This window comes from Saccharothrix algeriensis, from assembly GCF_016907655.1.
Classification (GTDB): Bacteria; Actinomycetota; Actinomycetes; order Mycobacteriales; family Pseudonocardiaceae; genus Actinosynnema; species Actinosynnema algeriense.
Genome location: NZ_JAFBCL010000001.1, coordinates 2,013,011 through 2,036,401, shown reverse-complemented (window position 1 = coordinate 2,036,401; position 23,391 = coordinate 2,013,011). Strand labels below are relative to the sequence as shown.

Below are 23,391 nucleotides of genomic sequence, written 5' to 3'. Positions count from 1 at the left end.
GGAGCTGCATGTCGAACACGAACAAGCCCGCCGGAGCCGGCGGGGGTAACGCCACATCCGCACACCCCGCGCTGGCCGATCTGCCGGCCAAGCTGAGGGTGCACGCGCTGGCGAAGCTGCTGGGCACCAGCAGCAAGCACGTCGTGGCGGCGCTGGCCGACCTGGGCGAGACCGTGAAGGGCGCCCAGTCCAGCGTGAGCCGCGACCTGGCGCTCAAGGTCGCCGAGAGCCTGCTGGACTGGGACGACGTCGTCACCGGCGCCGTGGACGAGACCACCGAGGAACCGGCCGTCCCGGCCCGCGAGGTGGCCGCGCTCGCGCCGCTGTTCGCGCCGCCGTCCGCGGTGTTCCTGCCGCCGACCCCGGTCGCCGCCCCGGCGCCCGCCGCGGTGGAGGAGCCCGAGGAGGAGCAGGTCGAGGAGGCGTCCGCCGACGACGCCGGTGACGAGGGCGAGGGCGAGGGCCGTCGCCGCCGTCGTCGTGGCCGGCGCGGTCGCGGTCGCGGCAAGGGCGTCGGCGAGGACGGGCACGGCGAGGACGACGCCGAGGACCCCGCCGAGGCGGAGGCCGAGGAGCCCGCCGCCGAGGAGGAGGGCCCGTCGGACGAGGAGTCGGACGGCGGCACCAGCCGGCGCCGTCGCCGCCGTCGCCGCCGCAAGGCCGGCGCGGACGACGAAGCCGCCCCGAGCGAGGACGACCCGCCGAACACCGTCGTGCACGTCCGCGAGACCTCCGCCCGCGACGCCCGCGACGACAAGGCCGACTCCGAGGCCGCCCAGAACGAGGTCCGCAGCGTGCGCGGCTCGACCCGGCTGGAGGCCAAGCGCCAGCGCCGCCGGGACGGCCGGGAGGCCGGCCGCCGCCGCGCCCCGGTGCTGTCCGAGGCCGAGTTCCTGGCCCGCCGCGAAGCCGTCGAGCGCACCATGGTCGTGCGCGAGCGCGGCGACCGCACCCAGATCGGCGTGCTGGAGGACGGCGTGCTCGTGGAGCACTTCGTCACCTCGTCCGGCACCGGTTCGCTGGTCGGCAACGTCTACCTGGGTCGCGTGCAGAACGTCCTGCCGTCCATGGAGGCGGCGTTCATCGACATCGGCCGGGGCCGCAACGCGGTGCTCTACGCCGGCGAGGTCGACTGGGACGCGGCCGGCCTGGAGGGCAAGGCCCGCAGGATCGAGCAGGCGCTCTCGTCCGGCGACAGCGTCCTGGTGCAGGTCACCAAGGACCCGGTCGGCCACAAGGGCGCCCGCCTGACCACGCAGATCAGCCTGCCCGGCCGGTTCCTGGTGTACGTGCCGGGCGGCGGCGCGACGGGCATCAGCCGCAAGCTGCCCGACAACGAGCGCAAGCGCCTCAAGGACATCCTCAAGCGCGTGGTCCCCGAGGACGCGGGTGTGATCATCCGCACCGCCTCGGAGGGCATCGCCGAGGAGGAGCTGGCCCGCGACGTGACGCGCCTGCAGGCGCAGTGGCAGGTCATCAAGGAGAAGGCCGACGTGCCGCGGGCCCAGGCCCCGCAGCTGCTGTACGAGGAGCCGGACCTGCTGGTGAAGGTCGTGCGCGACCTGTTCACCGAGGACTTCTCGGCGCTCATCGTGCAGGGCGCGGACGCGTGGGACACCATCGACGCCTACGTCCGCCACGTGGCGCCGGACCTGCAGGAGCGCCTGCGCCGGCACGTGGGCAACAGCGACGTGTTCGTCGAGCACCGCATCGACGAGCAGCTGCTCAAGGCGCTGGACCGCAAGGTCTGGCTGCCCTCCGGCGGCTACCTGGTGATCGACCGGACCGAAGCGATGACGGTCATCGACGTCAACACCGGCAAGTTCACCGGATCGGGTGGAAACCTGGAAGAGACGGTGACCCGGAACAACCTGGAGGCGGCCGAGGAGATCGTCCGCCAGCTCCGGCTCCGGGACATCGGCGGCATCATCGTGATCGACTTCATCGACATGGTCCTGGAGTCGAACCGCGACCTGGTGCTGCGCAGGCTGACCGAGTGCCTGGGGCGCGACCGGACGCGCCACCAGGTGGCCGAGGTGACGTCGCTGGGCCTGGTCCAGATGACCCGCAAGCGGGTCGGCACGGGGCTGCTGGAGGCGTTCTCGACGACCTGCGAGCACTGCCGGGGCCGCGGCCTGGTCGTGTCCACGGAGCCGGTGCACTCGCACAGCCCGTCCAACGGCCACGGCCAGCAGCAACAGCAGCAGGGCCGCAAGTCCCGGCGCGGTAAGGGCGCGGAGGCGCCCGAGCCGGTGGCCGAGGTCGTGGTCGCGCCCACCGAGGAGCCCGAGGCGATCACCGAGCAGTCCACTTCGGACGAGCCGCTGGCCGCCGTGGTGGAGGAGGAGGCGGTCGCGGAGCCGAAGCGCGAACGCCGCCAGCGCCGCCGCGCCCGCCGCGAGGCCGGCGCCGCCGCCCGTCACGAGAACGCCGGCGGGCTGCCCGCCGAGACCGGTTCCGACGCCGGCACGCCCGACGAGCCCGCTGCGCGCGCCGAGGCCGTTGCCGCCGACCGCACCGCGGTCGAGCCGGCGCAGGCCGAGACCGCTCAGCAGGCCCAGTCCGGGCAGGTCCAGTCCGGGCAGGTCCAGTCCGGGCAGGTCCAGCCTGAGCAGGCCCAGGCTGAGCAGACCCGGGCCGGTCAGGTCGAGGCCGGCCAGGCCCAGGCCGGGCAGCCCCACGCCACCGCCGAGCCGCAGGCCCGGTCGCACGCCGAACCCGGCGCGGCGGCCGAGCCGAGCGCGGCCGAGGCCGGCGCCGCCCAGTCCGGTCTCGCGCGGTTCGTCTCCGCCGAGGCAGGCCCGACCTCGACCGGCCCGAGCCGGTCGGGCGCCGGGTCCGGTCCGGCGCAGCCCGGCCTGGTCCGGGTCACCGAGCCCGCGGAACCGACCACCCCGGCCACGACGGGTGGGGCGCAGGCGACGCCCGAGCCGTCCCCGCGGCCGGACGAGGCGGAGCCCGCGGGCGAGCCGCGGATCCAGCCGCCCACCCAGGTCGGCACGGCGGAGGCCAACGCGGCCGACCAGTCGCTCAACGGCCACGGCGAGCCCGTGGTGGCCACCCGCCGCCGCACCCGCCGGGCCGCCTCCCGGCCCGCCGGCCCGCCGCTGGGCGCGGTCAAGGAGAGCTGACCCACCGCCGGCGCGGCCCCGGGAACACCGGGGCCGCACCGGCGTTGACCTGCGAGGTCAGGCCGCACCCACCCCGGTTTGACCCCGCAGTCCACCGCCACGTAACCTGATGCACGGCCCGCCGTCCGGTGGGCCCTGTCGTGCGAAGCCCAGTTCACGCGAACATCCCGTGGCACTGTGGCGCGCGTGGCCCCGTCCCGTCGAGTAGCAGGAGACTTCCGTCCCGATGTACGCGATCGTCAAGACCGGCGGCAAGCAGTACAAGGTGGCTGTCGGCGACGTCATCGAGGTCGAGAAGCTCGAGGGCGAGCCGGACACCGAGATCACGTTCGCGGCGCCGCTCCTCGTGGTGGACGGCTCTGACGTCACCTCCGCCGCCGACGCCCTGGCGAAGATCTCGGTGACCGGCAAGGTCGTCGAGCAGACCAAGGGTCCCAAGATCCGCATCCACAAGTTCAAGAACAAGACCGGCTACCACAAGCGCCAGGGTCACCGCCAGAAGCTGACCCGCGTCGAGGTCACCGGCATCACCGGTAAGTGAGGATCTGACTAGCCATGGCACACAAGAAGGGTGCATCCAGCTCCCGCAACGGCCGTGACTCGAACCCCCAGTACCTCGGGGTCAAGCGGTTCGGCGGTCAGGTCGTCAAGGCCGGCGAGATCCTGATCCGCCAGCGCGGCACCAAGTTCCACCCCGGCGTCAACGTCGGTCGCGGCAAGGACGACACGCTGTTCGCCCTCGCGCCCGGTGCGGTCGAGTTCGGCACGAAGCGCGGTCGCAAGACCGTGAACATCGTCCCGGTCGAGGCTGCCGCCTGAGCACGTCCCTCCTGAGCGCCGTGTGTCCGCGGGAATGCGCGGACCACGGCGCTCAGCGGTGTTCGCGGGGCCAGTGTTCCCAGAGCCGGTATTCCCAGAGTCGATATTCCCAGAGTCGATCCGCACCTAGCGCTTGGAAGTGATTCCCCGTGTCCCGTTTTGTCGACCGGGTGGTGATCCACGTCGCCGCCGGCGATGGCGGCAACGGGGTCGCCTCCGTGCACCGCGAGAAGTTCAAGCCGCTGGGCGGCCCTGACGGCGGCAACGGCGGCAAGGGCGGCGACGTGGTGCTGGTCGTCGACTCGCAGGTGCACACCCTGCTGGACTTCCACTTCCGCCCGAACGCGTCCGCCGGCAACGGCAAGGGCGGCCAGGGCGGCAACCGCGACGGCGCCAACGGCGCGGACCTGGAGCTGCGCGTCCCGGACGGCACCGTGGTGCTCACGCCCGAGGGCGAGCTGGTGGCCGACCTGACGGGTGAGGGCACGCGCCTGATCGCCGCCCAGGGCGGTCGTGGCGGCCTGGGCAACGCGTCGCTGGCGTCCAAGGCCCGCAAGGCCCCCGGCTTCGCCCTGCTGGGTGAACCGGGGGAGCAGCACGACCTGGTGCTGGAGCTGAAGTCCGTCGCCGACGTGGGCCTGCTCGGCTTCCCGTCGGCGGGCAAGTCGTCGCTGATCTCGGTGCTGTCCGCGGCCAAGCCGAAGATCGCCGACTACCCGTTCACGACCCTGGTGCCCAACCTCGGCGTCATCACCGGCGGCGACACCGTCTTCACCATGGCCGACGTGCCCGGCCTGATCCCCGGCGCCTCCCAGGGCAAGGGCCTCGGCCTGGACTTCCTGCGGCACATCGAGCGCTGCGCGGTGCTCGTGCACGTGGTCGACTGCGCCACCTACGAGCCCGGCCGCGACCCGCTGTCCGACATCGACGCGCTGGAAGCCGAACTCGCCGAGTACACCCCGTCGCTGGCCGACGACCTGGCCGAACGGCCGCGCGTGGTGGTGTTGAACAAGGTCGACATCCCGGAGGCGCGGGACCTTGCGGAGATCGTGCGCCCGGACATCGAGGCGCGCGGCCTGCCGGTCTTCGAGGTGTCCACGGCCAGCCGGGAAGGTCTGCGCGAGCTGACCTTCGCGCTGGCCCGCGTGGTCGAGGAGTACCGGGCGTCGCGCCCCAGGCAGGAGGCGACCCGGATCGTGCTGCGGCCGACCGCCGTGGACGACGCGGGCTTCACCGTGGTGGAGGACCCGCAGGTCGAGGGCGGCTTCATCGTGCGCGGCGAACGCCCCGAGCGGTGGATCCGCCAGACGGACTTCAGCAACGACGAGGCCGTCGGCTACCTGGCGGACCGGCTGAACCGGCTGGGCGTGGAGGACGTCCTGGTCAAGATGGGCGCGGTGCCCGGCTGCCAGGTCACCATCGGCGACCTGGTGTTCGACTGGGAACCGTCGACCCCGGCCGGTATCGCCATGACCATGACCGGTCGCGGCACGGACGCCCGCCTGGAGGCCAACACCCGCGTCGGCGCGTCCGAGCGGCTGGCCGCGAAGAAGGCGCGACGGCTGCCCGGCGACTACGAGGACTTCGAAGAGGACGAGTGACCGGGTCGGTGTTGTCGCAGGCCCGGCAGGCCGTGTCGGCGGCGGGCCGGGTCGTGGTGAAGGTCGGTTCGTCGTCGCTGACCACGGCGGGAGGCGGCCTGGACCGCTCCCGCCTGGACGCCCTGGTGGACGCCGTCGCCGCCCGCTGCGCGGCGGGCAGCCAGGTCGTGCTGGTCTCGTCCGGCGCGATCGCGGCCGGCCTGGCGCCGCTCGGCGTGACCCGCCGCCCCCGCGACCTCGCCACCCAGCAGGCGGCGGCGAGCGTCGGGCAGTTGACGCTGGCCCACGCCTACGCGAACTCGTTCGGCCGCTACTCGCTGACCGTCGGCCAAGTCCTGCTCACGGCGGACGACGTGGTCCGGCGCTCGCACTACCGCAACGCCCAGCGCACCTTCTCCCGCTTGCTGGCCCTGGGCGCGGTGCCGGTGGTGAACGAGAACGACACCGTCGCCACCGAGGAGATCCGCTTCGGCGACAACGACCGCCTGGCGGCCCTCGTGGCGCACCTGGTGGGCGCGGACGCCCTGTTCCTCCTCTCCGACGTCGACGCCCTGTACGACGGCGACCCGCGACGCCCCGGCGCGCAGCGCATCACCGAGGTCGCCGGCGCGGCGGACGTCGACGGCGTCCGTGCCGGCTCCGTCGGCGCGTCCGGCCTGGGAACCGGTGGGATGGCCTCCAAGCTCGCCGCCGCGCGCCTGGCCGCCTCGGCGGGCATCCCGGTCCTCCTGGCAGGCGCAGCGGACGCCGAGCGCGCCCTGAGCGCCGCCGACGTCGGCACGGCGTTCGCGGTGACCGGCCAGCGCCTGTCGGCACGCCGCTTCTGGCTCGGCCACGCCGCCGACGCGACCGGCAGGCTCACGCTGGACGACGGCGCGGTCGCGGCGGTCGTCGCCCGCCGCCGCTCGCTGCTGGCCGCCGGCATCACCGCGGTCGACGGCGCCTTCGAGGCCGGCGACGTGGTCGACCTGGTCGACCTGTCCGGCCACGTCGTCGCACGCGGCGTGGTCGGCTTCGACGCGGGCGAACTCCCCGCCCTGATCGGCCGGTCGAGCCACGACCTGCCCGCCGAACAACGCCGCGAAGTCGTCCACGCCGACGACCTGGTCCCCCTGCCCGCCGACTAGCCCGAGCCGGCTAGCCCGAGCCGGCCCAGCCCGAGCCTTCCCACCTAGCGCAACTTGCTGCCCTTGGTCTCCGGCAGCGTGAGGATGACCGCGAACGCGACCGCCGCGGCCACCGCCACGTACCAGAAGAAGGTCGTGCCGGGCAGAACCTTGATCACCAGCGGTGCCGTGCCACCGAACAACGCGACCGTCAGGTTGTACCAGGCGCCGATCCCCAACCCGCGCAACTCCGTGGGGAACAGCTCGCTCATCACAGCCGGGGCGATCGACGTCATGGCCGTGTAGAGCCCGAGCCCCACGCAGAACACGACGACCAACCCGCCCAGGTCGGGCCCGATCAACGTGGACAGCGGCACGACCAGCACCGCCGTCGCCGCCGACCACACCAGCAACTGGGGCTTGCGCCCGAACCGGTCCGACAACGCCCCCATCGGGTACTGGAGGGCGATGAACAGGACCGTGGCGATGGACAGCGCCAGGAACACGTCCACGGCGTCCGCCTTGCGGTTGGTGACCGCGAACGGCGTCAGCGCGCTGAAGAACGTGTAGTAGCACAACGTGGACAGCATGGTGAACCCCACCAACCGCCCCACGGCCTTCGGGTGCTCCCGCACCGTCATCGCCAACGGCCGCCTGAGCTGCTCGGCCTTCGCCCGGTTCTGCGCGAACTGCTCGGTCTCCTCCAAGGTGCGCCGCAACCACAACCCGACCAACCCCAGCACCCCGCCGACGAGGAACGGGATCCGCCACCCGTACGACGCCAGGTCCGCCGCGTCCATCGTCCGGGCCAGCGTGAACCCGAGCAACGACGCCAGGAGCAGCGCCACACCGGTCGAGATGTAGAAGAACGCCGAATACCGCCCACGCCGATCCGCCGGAGCGATCTCGGCGAGGTAAGCCGAGGCGTTCGACACCTCACCACCCAGGGAAAGCCCCTGGGCGATCCGAGCCACCACCAGCAGGATCGGTGCCAACCACCCGGCCTGCGAGTAGGTGGGCAACACCGCGATCCCCACCGACCCGCCGGCCATCAGGACGATGGTCAGCAGCATCGCCGTCCGCCGCCCACGCAGGTCGGCGAATCGACCGAGCAGATACCCGCCGAGCGGCCGGAAGAAGAACGCCAGCGCGTACGTCGCCAACGTGTTGATCAACGCCAACTGCTCGTTGTCCTTCGGGAATATCTGCGTGGCGAAATAAATGCTGAAAGTTGCGTAGATGGTCCAGTCGTACCATTCGATCGCATTCCCGATGCTCGCCGCGACGAGTTTGCGGACCGGTAACCGATGCCCCTGCGCGCCCACGGCTATCCCGCCCATCGCCACGCGCCCTTTCGCGACCGGAAGCCGGAATGCGGCCGATAATGTGGGCTGGTGTCGTGACCCGGCAGAGCTTCACGAGCGCACCCGCTGGTGGGAGCGTCCCGGACATCGATCGTGACGGGCTCGCGGACCGGTGGTCGGGTCTTGACCTCGACGTCTGCCATGGTTGGACACAACCACAAAGTGCTTGGAGCCGGAAGATCCGTTACCGAGACCGTTCGGTTGGCCTCCATTCCCGGGCGAGCAGGCCGAACAACAGGTCATCGGTCCACTCGCCCTTGATCCAGGTGTGTTCGACCAGGTGTCCTTCCTGCCGGAAACCCAGCCGTGCCAACAACTTCGCCGAGCGTTCGTTGCGCGCGTCGCACTCGGCGGACACCTTGTGCAGCCCCCGCTCGGCGAACAGGTGCTCCACCACGCGCCCGACGGCCTCTGTCGCGTACCCGTTGCCCTGGTGGGCGGTGGCGACGGTGTAGCCGATCTCGGCTTGCCTGCGGTTCTCGTGCAGGTTGACGCCGACATCGCCGACCAGCACCCCGTCCACGTCGATGGCGTACTGGAACCAGCCCGGCTCGGCCGCGTCCAGCGCCGACAGCTCCCGTATGAACTCCTCGGCCAGCGCGAGCGGGAACGGGGACTCCCACGCCTGGAACCGCGCCACCTCCGGCTCCGACCGGTAGGCCGCGAACACCGGTGCGTCCTCGGGCCGGAAGTGCCGCAGCGACAACCGCTGCGCCGTCAGGGTCACGCCGTCACCGCCAACGCGAACGGCAGCACGGCCGGCGCACCGGCTTGGCGCAGCAGGCGCGCCGCGACGGTCATCGTCCAGCCGGTGTCGACCTGGTCGTCCACCAACAGCACCGGTCCATCCACAGTGGACAGATCGGGTGCGTCGGCGGACCGCACCAGACCGGCCAGCCGTTGGGCGCTGTTCGCGCGCCGCACCGACTCGCCCAACCAGACCTGGCCCAGCAGCGGCAGCCGCCCCACGGTCGAGATGCGCCGCCCGAAGCTGCCCACCAACTCCGGACGACCACGCGACCCCACCGTCACGACGCCCACCGGGCGCTGCGCCCAACCCCACGCCGTCAACACCTTCACGCACGCGGCGAAGACGTCGTCCGGCACCTCCTGGTCCTCACCGCTGAACAGCGCCCGCAACCGGTTGCCCCAGCCGATGTCGGTCAGCCGCCCCAGCGCCCGCCCGGTCTCGGCCGCCTCGCCCGCTGGGATGCGGCCGGACAGCCCCACCCCGACCGCCGCCATGCCGGTCGGCCACTGCTTGCGCGGCTCGATCTGCACACCGGGGCGCAGCAGCCTTTCCCGTGCCGCCGTCGCGGCGCCCGACGACACCTCCGCCGACCACCGCTGCCCGGTGCAGTTGTCACACCGACCGCACGGAGCCGCGTGCGGATCGTCCAGCTGCCGCAACAGGAACTCCATGCGGCAACCCGGTGTGCTCAGGTAGTCCAGCACCGCCTTCTGCTCGGCCTTGCGCGCCGCCTCGATCCGCGCGTACCGCTCGGCGTCGTAGGACCACTCCCGCCCGGTCGACTCCCACCCGCCGCGCACCCGACGCACCGCGCCGTCCACGTCGAGCACCTTCAGCACCACTTCCAGCCGAGTGCGCGACAGCTCCACCATCGGCTCCAGCGCCGCCGTCGACAGCGTCCGCCCCGCCGCGGTCAACGACTCCAGCACCTGCCGCACCACCCGTTCCGGCGGGAACGCCAGGGACGCGAAGTACGCCCAGATGTCCCGGTCCTCCGGCCCCGGCAGCAACAGCACCTCGGCCCGCTCCACGCCGCGGCCGGCGCGCCCGATCTGCTGGTAGTAGGCGATCGGGGAGGGCGGCGCACCCAGGTGCACCACGAACCCCAGGTCCGGCTTGTCGAACCCCATGCCCAGCGCCGAGGTCGCCACCAGCGCCTTGACGCGGTTCGCCAGCAGGTCTTCCTCGGCGCGCTGCCGCTCCGCCGGATCGGTGCGGCCCGAGTACGCCGCCACCGCGTACCCGCGCTCCCGGAGGAACGCCGCCACGTCGTCGGCGGACGCCACCGTCAACGTGTAGATGATCCCCGAACCCGGCAACCGGTCGAGCTGCTCGGCCAGCCACCCCAACCGAGCCTCGGCGGTGGGCAGCCGGACCGCCGCCAGCCGCAGGCTCTCCCGGTCCAACGCCCCGCGCAGCACCAGCGTGTCCGAACCGGCTCCCAGCCCGAGCTGGTCGGTCACGTCCCGCACGACCCGGTCGTTGGCCGTCGCGGTCGTCGCCAGGACCGGCACCCCGGCCGGGAGCTCCGCCAGCAACGTCCGCAGCCGCCGGTAGTCGGGCCGGAAATCGTGGCCCCAGTCGGAGATGCAATGCGCCTCGTCCACCACCAGCAGCCCTGCCGATGATGTCAGCGAAGGCAGCACCGTGTCACGGAAATCCGGGTTGTTCAGCCTTTCCGGTGAAACCAGCAGCACGTCGACTTCGCCGGCCACCACCCGGCGGTTCACGTCCTGCCATTCATCGGTGTTCGCCGAATTGATGGTCGCCGCGTGCACCCCGGCACGAGCCGCGGCCGCGACCTGGTTGCGCATCAGCGCCAGCAGCGGCGACACGATCACCGTGGGCCCTTCGCCCAGGGACCGCAGCAGCGCGGTGGCGATGAAGTAGACGGCGGACTTGCCCCAACCGGTCCGCTGCACCACCAACGCCCGCCGCCGGTCGGCGACCAGGGCGTGGATGGCCGCCCACTGGTCATCGCGCAGCACCGCCTGAGGGCCCGCCAAAGCCCTCAGCCGCTCCTCGGCCAGTTCGCGCAATGCCGTTTCGTCCACCGGACCACCATGGCAGAGGGGTACGACAGTTTCTAATTCCCGGCGCCGCCGGGCCGCCTCCCGTCGGCTGGGAACCTCGGCGACAACCACGAACGGGTGACCGTAGGCTGGTTCACGTGACTGACGACCTGCGCGAACAGGTGCACGCCGCCGCCCGGCGCGCCCGCGTCGCCGCCAATGAGCTGGTCCTGGCCACCCGCGAGCGCAAGGACGCCGCGCTGCACGAGATGGCCGCCGCGCTGCGCGCCCGCGCAGCGGAGGTCCTGGAGGCCAACGCCAAGGACTTGGAGGCGGGTCGCGCGGCGGGGCTGTCCGACGGCCTGCTCGACCGCCTGGCGCTCGACGGGAAGCGCGTCGACGGTGTGGCGAGGGGCCTGGAGACGGTGGCCGGGCTGGCCGACCCGGTGGGCGAGGTGCTGCGCGGGTCCGTCCTGCCGAACGGCCTGGAGCTGCGGCAGGTCCGCGTCCCGATGGGCGTGGTCGGCATGGTCTACGAAGCGCGTCCGAACGTCACGGTGGACGCCGCCGGCCTCGCGCTGAAGTCCGGCAACGCCGCCCTGCTGCGCGGCTCGTCCTCCGCCGAGCACTCGAACACCGCCCTGGTCGCGATCCTGCGGGACGCGCTGGAGGCCGCCGGCCTGCCCGCCGACTGCGTCCAGCTCCTGCCGTGCCACGACCGCGCCTCGGTCAGCCACCTGATCACCGCGCGCGGCCTGGTCGACCTGGTGATCCCGCGCGGCGGCGCCGGGCTGATCAACGCCGTGGTGGAGCAGGCGACGGTGCCGACGATCGAGACCGGGGTGGGCAACTGCCACGTCTACGTCGACGCCGCGGCCGACCTCGACGTGGCGGAGCGGATCGTCCTGAACTCCAAGACCCGCCGCACGAGCGTGTGCAACGCGGCGGAGTCGCTGCTGGTGCACGCGGCTGTCGCCGACGAGTTCGTCCCCCGCATCACCGCCGCGCTCCAGGCGCAGGAGGTCACCGTCCGCGGTGACGAGACCTTCGCCCGCCAGAGCGGCGTGCAGCAGGCGACCGACGAGGACTGGGACACCGAGTTCCTGTCGCTGGACATCGCGGCCCGCGTGGTCGACTCGCTGGACGAGGCCGTCCGGCACATCGCCGCGTACGGGTCCGGCCACACCGAGGCGATCGTGACCGGCGACGTGCGCGCCGCCCGGCAGTTCACCGCGCGGGTCGACGCGGCGGCGGTCATGGTCAACGCGTCCACCGCGTTCACCGACGGCGCGGAGTTCGGCATGGGCGCCGAGATCGGCATCTCCACCCAGAAGCTGCACGCGCGCGGCCCGATGGGGCTTTCGGAGCTGACGTCCTCGAAGTGGGTCGCCTGGGGAGAGGGGCACGTCCGCGCTTCGTCCTGACACTGGGCGACATCCGTCACACTCGTCTGCCTCGTCACGGCCCGCCGATCGGCGGATGACGTCGTCACCAGGCTCGGCAGACTGGTCCGTGGACCGCGCAGTCTCGCCGACGGGGTGATGGATCCATGGACGATTGGGGCCTGGAAGTAGACCGGAGGATCTGCGTGGGGGCGGCGGTGTGCGCCGGGGTCGCGCCCGAGCACTTCCGGTTGGAGAACGGCGTGTCGACACCGGTTACGACCTCCGTGGAACCCAACAACGCAGTCCTCGACGCGGCGGAGTCGTGCCCGGTGGAAGCCATCCTGGTGCGCGAATCGGACGGCTCCGTCCTCGCTCCGCAGACCTGACCCGATGTGACGGCAATCACCTCTGGCGGGTGGAAAAGTCTCGCCCGAGGGCGTCATAGGTGGCCGCGGACGGCATCTCACTGTCGCGCGGCCACGCATCGGGGACGGGTCGCGCTCCCGCGGTGGCGATCTCCTCCCCCAGGGTCGCAGCCGGGGGACCGGTGCGCGGGCGGTTGTTCGGGGAGCGATGGACCGCCCGCGCACCACTCGAACTAGGCTCGTGTTCCATGTCCAACCGCCGGATCGGCGTCATGGGTGGCACCTTCGACCCGGTGCACCACGGCCACCTCGTCGCGGCCAGTGAGGTCCAGGCCCGCTTCGGGCTCGACGAAGTGGTCTTCGTGCCGACCGGTGAGCCGTGGCAGAAGAGCGACCGCGAGGTCAGCCCCGCCGAGGACCGCTACCTGATGACGGTCATCGCGACCGCGTCCAACCCGAGGTTCTCCGTCAGCCGTGTCGACATCGACCGGGGTGGGCCCACGTACACGGTCGACACGCTCAGCGACCTCAAGGCCATGCACCCCGACGCGGACCTGTTCTTCATCACCGGCGCCGACGCGCTGGAGCAGATCCTGTCCTGGCGGCGGGCCGACGACGTGTTCGGGCTGGCCCACTTCATCGGTGTCACCAGGCCGGGCTACGAGTTGGTGGACACCCACCTGCCGCCCGGTGCGGTGTCCCTCGTCGAGGTCCCCGCGATGGCCATCTCGTCCACCGCCGTCCGGTCCCGTACCGCTTCCGGCCTGCCCGTTTGGTACCTGGTGCCCGATGGTGTCGTTCAGTACATATCGAAGACGAGGCTTTACTCGGTGCCGGACTGACGCCGGACGCCGGTACCCTCATTGACTCGTGCGGGCGTATCGGCGTCCGCCGAGGTGATGAGGAGAAACGTGGCAGCCACCGACGAGGCACGACGGTTGGCGCTGGTCGCCGCTAACGCGGCGGCCGACAAGAAGGCGCACGACGTGATCGTGCTCGACGTGTCCGACCAACTGGTGATCACGGACGTGTTCGTGATCGCGTCCGCTCCCAACGAGCGGCAGGTCGGCGCGATCGTGGACAACATCGAGGAGAAGTTGCGCGACGCGGGCCGCAAGCCGGTCCGCCGCGAGGGCGCTCGCGAAGGCCGCTGGGTGCTGCTGGACTTCGTGGACGTGGTGGTGCACGTCCAGCACGTGGAGGAGCGCAGCTTCTACGGCCTCGAACGGCTCTGGAAGGACTGCCCGCGCATCGAGTTCGACGCCGGGCCGGTGACCGACGAGGTCGCCGAGGCATGACCCTGAACCGGCTCGTGCTGTGGCGGCACGGTGAGACCGACCACAACGCGACCGGGCGCATGCAGGGCCACCTGGACTCGGCGTTGACCGAGACCGGGTGGAACCAGGCCCGGTTCGCGGTGCCGGTCCTCGCCGGGTTCGCCCCCGAGCTGGTGGTGTCCTCCGACCTGCGGCGGGCGCGCGACACGGCGACCGTGTTCACCTCCGCCACCGGGATCGGCCTGCGGGTCGACGAGCGGCTCAGGGAGACGAACCTCGGCAAGTGGCAGGGCCTGACCAGCGACGAGATCGAGATCGAGTGGCCGGGCCGGCTCGACGCGTGGCGCGCCGACGGGACACTCGCGCCACCCGACGGGGAGACGCGCGTCGAGGTGGCCGAGCGCGCGCTCGCGGTGGTCGAGGCGGTGGACGCGGAGTTCTCCGGCACCGTGATGCTGTGTGCGCACGGCGGGCTGATCAGCGCGTTGACCGGGCGGCTGCTGGACCTGTCGGTGGACCGGTGGGCGCTGCTGGGCGGCATCGGCAACTGCCACTGGACGGTGTTCGCCCGGCGTCCGCAGGGCGACGGGCGTTGGCGGCTGCTGTCGTACAACGCCGGCACCACCCGGTGAGACTGCTCGTCCTGGGTGACTCGCTGACGTTCCACGGCCCTCAGGGGCCCTTGCCCGCCGACCACCCGCGATTGTGGCCGAACGTCGCGGCGACCGCTCTGGGTGGGCACGCGGAGCTGGTGGCCGGGTTCGGCTGGACCGCGCGGGACGCTTGGTGGGCGTTGACCGGTGACCCGCGCGTCTGGTCGCTGCTGCCGCGCACCGACGTGCTGGTGCTGGCCGTCGGTCACATGGACACGTTGCCCTCGCCGTTGCCGACGTTCCTGCGCCAAGGGCTGCGCTACCTGCGCCCTGACGGCCTTCGACGGCGGGCGCGCAGCGCCTACCGCGCGCTTCAACCCGGGCTGTCGCGCCTGCTCGGAGGCTTCCCGGTGGCGTTGCCGCCCCATCTGACGGTGCGCTACCTCGACTCGTGCGTCCGATCGGTGCAGGCGTTGGAGCCCCGTGTCCGAGCGGTCGGGATGACGCCGTCGGTGCACCGTTCCCCGACGTACGCGGGCGTGCACACCGGGCGGTCGGCAGGCGAGCGGGCGGTGCGGACCTGGGCCTCGGGGGCGGGCGTTCCGCTGCTGGACGTTCCTCCGCTGGTCGGCGACCACGTGCGGGCGCGGCGCGGCAACCCGGACGGGATGCACTGGGGTTGGGAGGGGCACGCCCTGGTGGGCGCGGCCATGGCGGAACTCATCAGGTCCGTGGCGGTGGACCACTCCACCGGGACCGAGCCGTAGTCTCGGCACTCGTGTCCACCACGATCGTCACCGACTCCACGGCGTACCTGCCGGAGGGGTTCGCCGAGCGGCACGGCATCCGGGTCGTCCCGCTGCACGTGGCGGTGGACGGTCGGAGCAGGCTGGACGGCGTCGACTTCGGGCCGGCGGAGCTGGCGAAGGCACTGGGGGAGCACCGGCGGGTCACCACGTCCCGGCCCACGCCCGGCGAGCTGGCCGAGGTGTACCGGTCGGTGCTGGCCGACGGTGCGGACGGGATCGTCTCGGTGCACCTGTCCCGCGAACTCTCCGGGACGTGGGAGGCGGCGCGGCTGGCGGCCGAGGAGGTCGACCCGGCTCGGGTCCGCGTGGTGGACTCGCGGGCGACGGGGATGGGGCTGGGGTTCGCCGTGCTGGCGGCCTGCGCGGCCGGGGCCGGGGCCGGGGCCGAGCGAGCGGCGGCCCGCGCGGCCGAGCGGATTCGCATGTTCTTCTGCGTGGAGACCCTGGACCACCTGCGGCGGGGCGGTCGGATCGGCACGGCGGCGGCCTTGGTGGGCACGGCGCTGGCGGTCAAGCCCCTGCTGCACGTGGACGACGGTCGGATCGTGCCGCTGGAGAAGGTGCGGACGACGAGCCGGGCGATGGGCCGTCTGGTCGAGCTGGCGGCTTCGGCCGCGGGGCCGGGACCGGTGGGCCTGGCGGTGCACCACCTGGCCGCTCCGGAGCGTGCGGCGGAGTTGGCGACGCTGCTCGACGACCGGGTCCCCGGCGCCTCCGGATGCCTGATTTCCGAGGTGGGAGCGGTGATCGGCGCGCACACCGGGCCCGGTGTGCTGGGTGTCGTGGTGCTTCCCGGAGGCTACGAGTAGGGGAGTTGTCCACAGCCCCTGAAGTTGTCCACAGGTTCGAAATCGCCGCTGGGCTCGCTCCGCCACCCGGCCTAATGTCGACCGCATGTTCGACACCAACCCCGATCCCACACCAGCCCGACTCGATGCCCTGATCGCCAAGGCGCGGGGCAAGCACCAAGCCGAGGACGCACCCGTGGTGGTCTTCGCCTCGTCCTCCGGCGGTGCCGATCCGCCGGGCCGCCTGCACGGCCTGCTGAGCGGGCGGTGGTCCGTTCCGATGCCGCTGCGGCGTCCGGTCATCTACGCGGGCGTGCTCGCCGGAGTGGCGCTGGCCGTCGCGCTCAGCATGTGGTGGCAGCAACCGGTGCCCGAGTCGGCCCCGGCACTGGCGGTGGCGGCGGAGGTGACGAAGGTCCCCGAGCACGTGGTCGTCAACGTCGTCGGTGAAGTCCCGCGCCCCGGCCTGGTGACGGTCACCAGCGGCGCCCGCGTCGCCGAGGCCGTCCAGGCGGCCGGCGGTCCCCACCCGGACGCCGACCTCAGGAGCCTCAACCTGGCCCGCCGGGTCGCCGACGGCGAGCAGATAGCCGTCGGCATCCCCGCCCCTGCCCCCGCCCTGAGTCCCGGGTCCCGCTCGGAGCCCCTCAACCTCAACACCGCGACCAAGGAGCAACTGGATGAATTGCCCGGAGTAGGCCCTGTGACCGCTCAACGAATTGTCGAACGGCGCTTGAAACGCGGACCGTTCACCTCCATCGAACAACTGGGGGAAGTCGAGGGAATAGGAGACATGAAACTGGCCAAACTGAGCGAACTCGTCCGCCTCTGATCCCGCCTTCTTCCGCCACCGCCGCCACTGACCACTCCGCTCCCACCGAATCGCAGTCCAGCCCCGACCACGCCAGCCCCAACCACGCCAGCCCCGTTCCGCTCAGCCACCACGGACAACGGAAACGATCAGGAGGAACACCCATGACGCGAACATCGCGGAGCAGTGCCCGCCAGACCATCCGAAGTGCCCACCACCGCTCGCGGGCCGTCGATCACAGCCCTGACCGGCGAACCGGGCCGTGAGCCCACGCGCCCACCTGGTCCCGGCAGCGCTGGCGGTGTGGGCGACCGCGCTGGTCGGTCTGCTCTGGGCCTGGTGGGCGGGCGTCGCCGTCGGGTTGATCATCGGCACGGTCGGCGGCGTGGCCCTCCGTCGCTGGCGGCCGGCTGCAGTGGCGGTCGCCATGACCGGGCCGGTGGCGGCGTGCTGGATCGGCCTCCAGCTGTACGAGTCCGCTCACCACCCGCTTCGCGCCGAAGCCGAACGCGGAGGTTCGACGACCCTGCGGGTGGAGCTGTCGAGCAGGCCGCACGGATTGCGCTCCAGCGGTTTCGGTTCTCGGGCGAGCGGCGTCGACCTGGTCCTGACCCGGGCGACGATCAATGGTGACGGAGGCCGGGTCGTGGTGCTCGCCCCGGCGGAATCCTGGCGGGATCTGTTGCCAGGGCAGGAAGTCCTGGTTCGGGGCAGGCTCGTTCCGGCCAAGCCGGGCGAGTTGACCGTCGCTGTGCTGCGCGTCCGCGGCCCTCCGCGCGAAGTCACGCCGGCACCCGTGTGGCAGCGGGCCGCCGAGTCGTTGCGGTCGGGCTTGCGGGAGGCGAGCGGCACGTTGGACCCGGAGCCCGCCGGGCTGCTGCCGGCCCTGGTGGTCGGTGACACGTCCGGGGTGACGCCCAGGATGGCCGAAGAGTTCCGCACCGCCGGTCTGGCGCACACGCTGGCGGTCAGCGGGGCCAACTTGGCCATCGTCTGCGGCGCGGTGCTCCTGCTGTTGCGGTTGCTGTGGTTCGGACCGCGGGGCCGCGCTGCGGGCGCGATGGCGGCCTTGATCGGGTTCGTCGTGTTGGCCGGTCCGGAGCCGAGCGTCCTGCGGGCGGCGGTGATGGGCACCGTGACGCTGCTCGCCCTGGTGCTGGGGCGGGAACGGTCGGCGTTGCCCGCGTTGGCAGCCGGTGTGGTCGTGCTGGTGCTGTACGACCCGCAGTTGGCGGTCGATCCGGGGTTCGGGTTGTCCGTCGTCGCCACGGCGGCGCTGGTGCTGCTCGCACCCCGGTGGGTGGCCTCCCTGCGCCAACGGGGTGTGCCGGTCGGGGCGGCCGAGGCGTTGGCGGTGCCCGCCGCCGCGCACGTGGCCACGGCTCCGCTGGTCGCCGGGATCTCCGGTCAGGTGAGCCTGGTCGCGGTGGTGGCGAACCTGCTGGTGGCTCCGGTCGTGGCGCCGGTGACGGTGCTCGGGGCGTCGGCGGCCCTCATCGCCCCGGTCCACCTCGGTGCCGCCCGCCTTGTCGCCGAGGTGGCCGGGCCGGCGGTGGGGTGGCTGATCGCCGTCGGGCGTCACGCGGCGGCGGTGCCGGGTGCCGCGGTCACCTGGCCGGAGGGCTGGTGGGGCGGGGCGTTGCTGGTGACCGTGGTGGTGCTGGCGTACGGCGTGTTCCGGCTGCGTCGGGTGCGGGTGCTCGTCGTAGCGGTTGTCGTCGGGGCCGCTGTGGTCGTGGTGCCGCTGCGGGTGGTCGACCCCCCGTGGCCGCCGCCGGAGTGGGCGGTGGTCGTGTGCGATGTCGGGCAAGGGGACGCGGTCGTCCTCGCCACGGCGGAGCGCGATCGAGCCGTACTGGTCGACACGGGTCCGGACCCGGTGCCGGTGTTGGCCTGCCTGCGGCGGCTCGGTGTCCGGAGCCTGCGGCTGGTGGTGCTGAGCCACCTGCACGCCGATCACATCGGTGGGCTGGCGGCGGTGTTGGCGGAAGTGGGTGTCGGTGCGGTGGCCGTGGGGCCGTCGCGGCGTCCTGAGTGGGCGTGGAAGGAGGTGCGCGAGCAGTCACGGGCCGCTGGGGTCCAGGCGGTCGAGTTGGGTGTCGGGCAGCGGTTGAGCTGGCCGGGGCTGGAGCTGGACGTGTTGGGGCCGCGGGTGGCTCCGCGCGGGGACGAGAACACGGCGGTCAACGACACGTCGGTGGTGCTGCGGGCGTCGACTGCCGCCGGTCGGGTGCTGCTGACCGGTGATGTCGAGTTGGCCGGGCAGTCCGGCCTGCTCGGCGAGCACGTCGACCTGCGGGCCGAGGTGCTGAAGGTGCCGCACCACGGGTCTCGGTACTCGTCGCCGGCGTTCCTCGCGGCGGTACGGCCGCGGGTCGCGCTGGTCAGTGTCGGGGCCGGCAACCCCTACGGCCACCCCAGTGAGGTGCTGGTCGGGTTCCTGACGAGCCGGGGAGCGCTGGTGCTGCGCACCGATCGGGACGGTGACACCGCCGTCCTGCCAGGTCCGGACGGACCGCGGGTCGTCCGGCGTGGCGACCCCTTGAAGAACAGCCGTTGAAACGGTTGCTGCCAGCCGGGTGCCGAAGAACGGCAGCCGGTGAGGGACAGCTGGTGAGGGACAGCTGGTGAGGGACAGCCGGTGAGGGGCCGCAGCCGGTGAGGACAGCTGGTGAGAAGCAGTCGCTGAGCGACATCCATTGGAGACAACGTTGGGAGAAGACCATGAGCAGCAATGACGACACGTGGATCCGACTGCACACCGGGTGGGAGCCGCGCGAGCTGGGTTGGGCGCTATGGCAGCCCGGCTATGTCGCCCATCCGTGGCCGCAGCACGAACTGCGGCCTGCGTTCACCTTCTACCTCTGCCAGGACATCCAGTCCGGGCGGGGGATCGTGGCACGGGCGACGGTGACGAAGTACGTGAGTACCAGGGAGGTGGCATCACCGGAGGAGGCGTATCGGCAGATGGCCGACGCCTTGTTCGACGACGACCTGACCATCCCGCCCGAAGACTGGCGGGCCAACCGGTACAACGGCCACAAGACGGCGTCGCCGTGGCCGCAGCAGCTCACCGCGTGGCGGGCCGAGACGGAGGAGGTGGGGCCGTACGTGCTGCCGGAACTCTCGTCGTTCCCGCGCAGCGGGTGGCTGCGCACGTCCCGCATCGCCTTGTGAACCCCGGGCCGGCGTCGGGATCGCCGCGAGGTCTTCCGCTCGTCGACGGGTCGGGTGACCGGCTCACGCGTCATGGGCCTTCCGCGGGTGACCATGACGGGCGAGCCGGTCGGTGACCGGTCGGCCGCGCGCTCGGGTCTGGTTCGTACGGTCACTGTGGACCGTCGAGCCGGCGGCCGTCGGACCGCTGGGCCGACGGCAACCGTTGGGGCGTAGCGGGTTCGGTCAGTCCTTGAGGGCGTTGAGGACGGCCTCGGCGGACGGCGGGACGTTGGCGCGGGGGCCGACGCGGTCGCCGAGGGCGTCGAGGGTCTTCAGGCCGTCACCCGTGATCAGCAGCACGGTCTCGGCGTCGGGGTCGAGTTGGCCGGTCTCGATGAGCTTCTTCGCCGTCGCCACGGTGACGCCGCCGGCGGTCTCGGCGAAGATGCCCTCCGTGCGGGCCAGCAGGCGGATGCCCTCGACGACTTCCTCGTCGGTGACGTCCTCGATCGCGCCACCGGTGCGGCGGACGGCGTCGAGCACGTACGGGCCGTCGGCGGGGGCGCCGATCGCCAGCGAGCGGGCGATCGTGTCCGGGCGGACCGGGGAGATGACGTCGTTGCCCGCCTTGAACGCCGCCGACACCGGGGAGCAGCCGGTGGCCTGGGCGCCGAACACCTTGTACGGGGTGGCGTCGACCAGGCCGAGCTGGCCGAACTCGCGGAAGGCTTTGTCGACCTTGGTCAGCTGCGAGCCGGACGCGATGGGCACCACGACCTGGTCGGGCAGCCGCCAGCCCAGCTGCTCGGCCACCTCGTAGCCCAGGGTCTTGGAGCCCTCGGCGTAGTAGGGGCGGACGTTGACGTTGACGAACGCCCAGTCCTCGTGCTCGGCGGCCAGCTCCTGGGCGAGGCGGTTGACGTCGTCGTAGTTGCCGTCGACGGTGATCAGGTTGCCGTCGTAGACGGCGGTCATGAGGATCTTGGCCTGTTCCAGGGAGGAGGGGACCAGCACGACCGACTGCCAGCCGGCACGGGCCGCCGCCGCCGCGACGGCGTTGGCCAGGTTGCCGGTGGAGGGGCAGGCGAGGACCTTGAAGCCCAGCTCGCGGGCGGCGGCGAGGGCGACGCCCACGACGCGGTCCTTGAACGAGTGGGTGGGGTTGCCGGTGTCGTCCTTGACCCAGACCTTGCGCACACCCAGCGCCTTGGCCAGGCGGTCGGCCTCGATGAGGCGGGTGTTGCCGGGGTTGGTGTTGGGGTGCGACTCGACGTCGGAGGGCACCGGGAGCAGGCCGCGGTAGCGCCAGATCGACTTGGGGCCCGCTTCGATGTCCTCGCGGCGGACGCGGCCGAAGTCGTAGGCGACTTCCAGCGGCCCGAAACACTCGAGACAGGCGTATTCCGGCGCGAGCGGGGTCTCGTGACCGCATTCGCGGCACGACAGGGCGCGGGCCGGACCGAGGTCGAAGGAGGTGGTGGCCGGGGGCACACTGACAACAGTCATCGCGAGGTATCTCCTCATCTTTCCCGCGCCGCGGGTCGGAATTGGCACCGTGGTCGCCAGCGGACGCTGTGCGACGGGTTGCCGGGGCTTCTTCGGGCCGATCCCTCTGCCCCTCTGGATGAGCGGTATTCAGTTGTGGTGCTCAACCTACGGCACGAGCCCGGCGTTCAGCCAGATGCGTCCACCGTCCGGACGACGCCGACGGCGTGGGAGGATCGGGGTCGTGAGCGCGTCCGCGGTGTCGCCAGAGCCCGTGCAACTGGTCGTCGGAGAAGAAGAGTTGCTGGTCGAGCGCGCTGTGCGCAGTGCGCTGGAGGCCGCGCGGAAGGCCGACCCGCAGGCCGACCTCACCCGGGTGAAGGTGACCGACCTCACCCCGCCGGAGTTGGCTGAACTGGTCAGCCCGTCGCTGTTCGCCGAGGGTCGGGTGGTCTCCCTGGAGTCCGCGCAGGAGGCCGGCAAGGAGATCGCCGAGGCCGTCGTCGCCTACGCCAAGGCGCCTGCCGACGGGGTGACGCTCGTCGTCGTGCACAGCGGCGGCGGGCGCAGCAAGGTGGCCAAGGAGTTGCCCGCGGCGCTGCGCAAGGCCGGTGCGGCCGTGACCGAGTGCCCGAAGATCACGAAGGCGGCGGACCGCGAGGCGTTCGTGCGCAACGAGATCCGCTCGGCGGGTGGCAAGGCCGAGCCGGCGGCGGTGGGCGCGCTGATCGAGTCGGTCGGGTCGGACCTGCGGGAGCTCGCCGCGGCGGCGTCCCAGCTGGTCGCCGACACGGGCGGCAAGGTCGATGTCGAAGCCGTCCACCGGTACCACCGGGGGCGGGCTGAGGTGACCGGCTTCGCGGTGGCGGAGAAGGCGGTGATGGGCGACCGCGCCGGGGCGTTGGAGGCACTGCGCTGGGCTATCCAGCTGGGGGTGCCCCACGTGCTCGTCGCGGACGCGCTGGCCGACGCGGTGCGGACCATCGCGAGGGTGTCGGCGGTGGGGCGGGGCGACCCGTTCAAGCTGGCCGGCGAACTCGGTATGCCGCCCTGGAAGGTGAAGAAGGCGCAGGGACAGGCGCGTGGCTGGGAGGGTGACGGCCTGGCCGCGGCGATGTCGGTGGTGGCGGGGTTGAACGCCGACGTCAAGGGGGTCGCGGCCGATGCCGGCTATGCGCTGGAGCGGGCGGTGCTCAGGATCGTTGCCGCGCACGGGCGGGGTTGACCGAGCGCGTACTGCGTGCTGACTGCGTGTTGCCGGCCGACCGCGTGCCGTGGGCCTGGTGCTCGGTGTTCTGGCTCACGGCTGCTGTGGTCCGCGTCGTTCGCGCACGTGCACGCGCGCTCGTGTGCGGTGGCGTGGGCTGGGGTGATTCGTGTGGCGTGAGCAGAGTTGGTTCGTGGCGCTGGTTGAGCGGGGTTGGTGGTGGAACGCGAAACGCCGCCCGCCTCGCAGGAGGGGGCGGCGTTCCGGGGGTTCCGGCCTCTGATCGCTCAGATCTGGTTGGCGCGCCGGGCCAGCGCCGACTTCTTGTTGGCGGCCTGGTTGGCGTGGATGACGCCCTTGGTGACCGCCTTGTCGAGCTTGCGGGAAGCCTCGCGGGCGAGGGCGGTGGCCTTTTCCTTGTCGCCCGCCTCGGCGGCCTCGCGGAACTTGCGGATGGCGGTCTTGAGGGACGACTTGACGGCCTTGTTGCGCAGGCGCGCCTTCTCGTTCGTCTTGATCCGCTTCATCTGGGACTTGATGTTCGCCATGCGAAAGCCGCCTTTTCTCAGGTCTCCGGGTTGTACCGCGCTGTGTGACCGGCCCCACCGCAGGTGGGCTTCCTCCATTGCGGAATGCCGCGCGGGTACGACTGAGGAGGGTATCAGGGCTGCTCGCCGGGCCGGGAACTCGCCCCCGGGGGCGGCAGGTGGGCGGGGTCGCCGATCGGA

At 72.1% G+C, this 23,391-nt stretch carries 21 protein-coding genes and 1 riboswitch; of the genes, 16 read left to right on the top strand and 5 right to left on the bottom strand.

All coding sequences use genetic code 11. The features are described 5' to 3' along the window. Positions 1-8 precede the first annotated feature (8 nt). From JOE68_RS09020 to proB, 5 genes are all read left to right on the top strand, one after another. Positions 9-3,131 carry a translation initiation factor IF-2 N-terminal domain-containing protein gene (locus tag JOE68_RS09020; protein WP_204841867.1) on the top strand — a complete coding sequence of 1,041 codons (3,123 nt, stop codon included), beginning with the start codon at positions 9-11 and terminating at the stop codon, positions 3,129-3,131. Between the two features lie 226 nt (positions 3,132-3,357). Next, positions 3,358-3,672: a 50S ribosomal protein L21 gene (rplU, locus tag JOE68_RS09015; protein WP_121003137.1), complete on the top strand. Its 315-nt coding sequence runs from the start codon at positions 3,358-3,360 to the stop codon at positions 3,670-3,672. Between the two features lie 14 nt (positions 3,673-3,686). Continuing rightward, the gene (rpmA, locus tag JOE68_RS09010) at positions 3,687-3,950 is read left to right on the top strand and encodes a 50S ribosomal protein L27 (RefSeq protein WP_073889563.1); all 264 of its coding nucleotides are present in this window, start codon (positions 3,687-3,689) and stop codon (positions 3,948-3,950) included. 149 nt (positions 3,951-4,099) lie between these two features. Next, positions 4,100-5,551, top strand: a complete 1,452-nt coding sequence (gene obgE / locus JOE68_RS09005) for a GTPase ObgE (RefSeq protein ID WP_204841866.1) — start codon at positions 4,100-4,102, stop codon at positions 5,549-5,551. Further along, a complete protein-coding gene (proB, locus tag JOE68_RS09000; protein WP_307819590.1) occupies positions 5,548-6,678 on the top strand; it encodes a glutamate 5-kinase in 1,131 nt (376 codons plus the stop codon). Before obgE ends, proB begins: the two co-directional genes overlap by 4 nt. Before the next feature lie 44 nt (positions 6,679-6,722). Here proB and JOE68_RS08995 read toward each other — a convergent pair whose 3' ends face one another. From JOE68_RS08995 to JOE68_RS08985, 3 genes are all read right to left on the bottom strand, one after another. Then, positions 6,723-7,997 (bottom strand): MFS transporter, encoded by a 1,275-nt coding sequence (locus tag JOE68_RS08995; RefSeq protein ID WP_204841865.1) that lies wholly within the window; start codon positions 7,995-7,997, stop codon positions 6,723-6,725. A 208-nt stretch (positions 7,998-8,205) separates the two neighbouring features. Beyond that, the gene (locus JOE68_RS08990) at positions 8,206-8,748 is read right to left on the bottom strand and encodes a GNAT family N-acetyltransferase (RefSeq protein ID WP_204841864.1); all 543 of its coding nucleotides are present in this window, start codon (positions 8,746-8,748) and stop codon (positions 8,206-8,208) included. Continuing rightward, positions 8,745-10,826 carry a RecQ family ATP-dependent DNA helicase gene (locus JOE68_RS08985; RefSeq protein WP_204841863.1) on the bottom strand — a complete coding sequence of 694 codons (2,082 nt, stop codon included), beginning with the start codon at positions 10,824-10,826 and terminating at the stop codon, positions 8,745-8,747. The genes JOE68_RS08990 and JOE68_RS08985 overlap by 4 nt, the downstream gene beginning before the upstream one ends. A 116-nt stretch (positions 10,827-10,942) precedes the next feature. Between JOE68_RS08985 and JOE68_RS08980 the strand changes: the two genes are divergently transcribed. From JOE68_RS08980 to JOE68_RS08935, 10 genes are all read left to right on the top strand, one after another. Next, the gene (locus tag JOE68_RS08980) at positions 10,943-12,208 is read left to right on the top strand and encodes a glutamate-5-semialdehyde dehydrogenase (protein ID WP_204841862.1); all 1,266 of its coding nucleotides are present in this window, start codon (positions 10,943-10,945) and stop codon (positions 12,206-12,208) included. A 125-nt stretch (positions 12,209-12,333) separates the two neighbouring features. Next, positions 12,334-12,555, top strand: coding sequence for a ferredoxin (locus JOE68_RS08975; RefSeq protein WP_204841861.1), 222 nt, complete (start codon positions 12,334-12,336; stop codon positions 12,553-12,555). Positions 12,556-12,782: 227 nt separating this feature from the next. Then, a complete protein-coding gene (nadD, locus tag JOE68_RS08970) occupies positions 12,783-13,376 on the top strand; it encodes a nicotinate-nucleotide adenylyltransferase (RefSeq protein WP_204841860.1) in 594 nt (197 codons plus the stop codon). A 69-nt stretch (positions 13,377-13,445) separates the two neighbouring features. Beyond that, positions 13,446-13,832 carry a ribosome silencing factor gene (gene rsfS, locus JOE68_RS08965; protein WP_204841859.1) on the top strand — a complete coding sequence of 129 codons (387 nt, stop codon included), beginning with the start codon at positions 13,446-13,448 and terminating at the stop codon, positions 13,830-13,832. Continuing rightward, a complete protein-coding gene (locus tag JOE68_RS08960; protein WP_204841858.1) occupies positions 13,829-14,443 on the top strand; it encodes a histidine phosphatase family protein in 615 nt (204 codons plus the stop codon). Before rsfS ends, JOE68_RS08960 begins: the two co-directional genes overlap by 4 nt. Then, positions 14,440-15,171 carry a diglucosylglycerate octanoyltransferase gene (gene octT, locus JOE68_RS08955; protein WP_307819588.1) on the top strand — a complete coding sequence of 244 codons (732 nt, stop codon included), beginning with the start codon at positions 14,440-14,442 and terminating at the stop codon, positions 15,169-15,171. The genes JOE68_RS08960 and octT overlap by 4 nt, the downstream gene beginning before the upstream one ends. A gap of 11 nt (positions 15,172-15,182) precedes the next feature. Further along, positions 15,183-16,022 (top strand): DegV family protein, encoded by an 840-nt coding sequence (locus JOE68_RS08950; RefSeq protein ID WP_204841856.1) that lies wholly within the window; start codon positions 15,183-15,185, stop codon positions 16,020-16,022. An 85-nt stretch (positions 16,023-16,107) separates the two neighbouring features. Continuing rightward, on the top strand, positions 16,108-16,833 hold the full coding sequence (locus JOE68_RS08945) for a ComEA family DNA-binding protein (RefSeq protein WP_239562181.1): 726 nt from the start codon (positions 16,108-16,110) through the stop codon (positions 16,831-16,833). A 241-nt stretch (positions 16,834-17,074) separates the two neighbouring features. After that, positions 17,075-19,372 carry a DNA internalization-related competence protein ComEC/Rec2 gene (locus JOE68_RS08940; RefSeq protein WP_204841855.1) on the top strand — a complete coding sequence of 766 codons (2,298 nt, stop codon included), beginning with the start codon at positions 17,075-17,077 and terminating at the stop codon, positions 19,370-19,372. 164 nt (positions 19,373-19,536) lie between these two features. Then, complete coding sequence (locus JOE68_RS08935) at positions 19,537-19,989, top strand: hypothetical protein (RefSeq protein ID WP_204841854.1); 453 nt, start codon at positions 19,537-19,539, stop codon at positions 19,987-19,989. Between the two features lie 225 nt (positions 19,990-20,214). Here the strand turns inward: JOE68_RS08935 and thrC are convergent, their stop codons facing one another. Continuing rightward, on the bottom strand, positions 20,215-21,477 hold the full coding sequence (gene thrC / locus JOE68_RS08930; protein ID WP_204841853.1) for a threonine synthase: 1,263 nt from the start codon (positions 21,475-21,477) through the stop codon (positions 20,215-20,217). A gap of 11 nt (positions 21,478-21,488) precedes the next feature. Beyond that, positions 21,489-21,602: riboswitch (SAM riboswitch) on the bottom strand. A gap of 98 nt (positions 21,603-21,700) precedes the next feature. On the opposite strand from thrC, the gene holA reads away from it, so the two are divergent. Further along, positions 21,701-22,681: a DNA polymerase III subunit delta gene (gene holA / locus JOE68_RS08925; RefSeq protein WP_204841852.1), complete on the top strand. Its 981-nt coding sequence runs from the start codon at positions 21,701-21,703 to the stop codon at positions 22,679-22,681. 269 nt (positions 22,682-22,950) lie between these two features. Here the strand turns inward: holA and rpsT are convergent, their stop codons facing one another. Further along, positions 22,951-23,211 carry a 30S ribosomal protein S20 gene (rpsT, locus tag JOE68_RS08920; RefSeq protein WP_204841851.1) on the bottom strand — a complete coding sequence of 87 codons (261 nt, stop codon included), beginning with the start codon at positions 23,209-23,211 and terminating at the stop codon, positions 22,951-22,953. Positions 23,212-23,391: the final 180 nt, after the last annotated feature.

Bases quoted from the DNA above. Each gene is read 5' to 3' on its own strand.
- JOE68_RS09020 (WP_204841867.1), top strand. From the start codon at position 9: ATGTCGAACACGAACAAGCCCGCCGGAGCCGGCGGGGGTAACGCCACA.
- rplU (WP_121003137.1), top strand. From the start codon at position 3,358: ATGTACGCGATCGTCAAGACCGGCGGCAAGCAGTACAAGGTGGCTGTC.
- rpmA (WP_073889563.1), top strand. From the start codon at position 3,687: ATGGCACACAAGAAGGGTGCATCCAGCTCCCGCAACGGCCGTGACTCG.
- JOE68_RS08995 (WP_204841865.1), bottom strand. From the start codon at position 7,997: ATGGGCGGGATAGCCGTGGGCGCGCAGGGGCATCGGTTACCGGTCCGC.
- JOE68_RS08975 (WP_204841861.1), top strand. From the start codon at position 12,334: ATGGACGATTGGGGCCTGGAAGTAGACCGGAGGATCTGCGTGGGGGCG.
- nadD (WP_204841860.1), top strand. From the start codon at position 12,783: ATGTCCAACCGCCGGATCGGCGTCATGGGTGGCACCTTCGACCCGGTG.
- JOE68_RS08960 (WP_204841858.1), top strand. From the start codon at position 13,829: ATGACCCTGAACCGGCTCGTGCTGTGGCGGCACGGTGAGACCGACCAC.
- JOE68_RS08945 (WP_239562181.1), top strand. From the start codon at position 16,108: ATGTTCGACACCAACCCCGATCCCACACCAGCCCGACTCGATGCCCTG.
- JOE68_RS08935 (WP_204841854.1), top strand. From the start codon at position 19,537: ATGAGCAGCAATGACGACACGTGGATCCGACTGCACACCGGGTGGGAG.
- thrC (WP_204841853.1), bottom strand. From the start codon at position 21,477: ATGACTGTTGTCAGTGTGCCCCCGGCCACCACCTCCTTCGACCTCGGT.
- rpsT (WP_204841851.1), bottom strand. From the start codon at position 23,211: ATGGCGAACATCAAGTCCCAGATGAAGCGGATCAAGACGAACGAGAAG.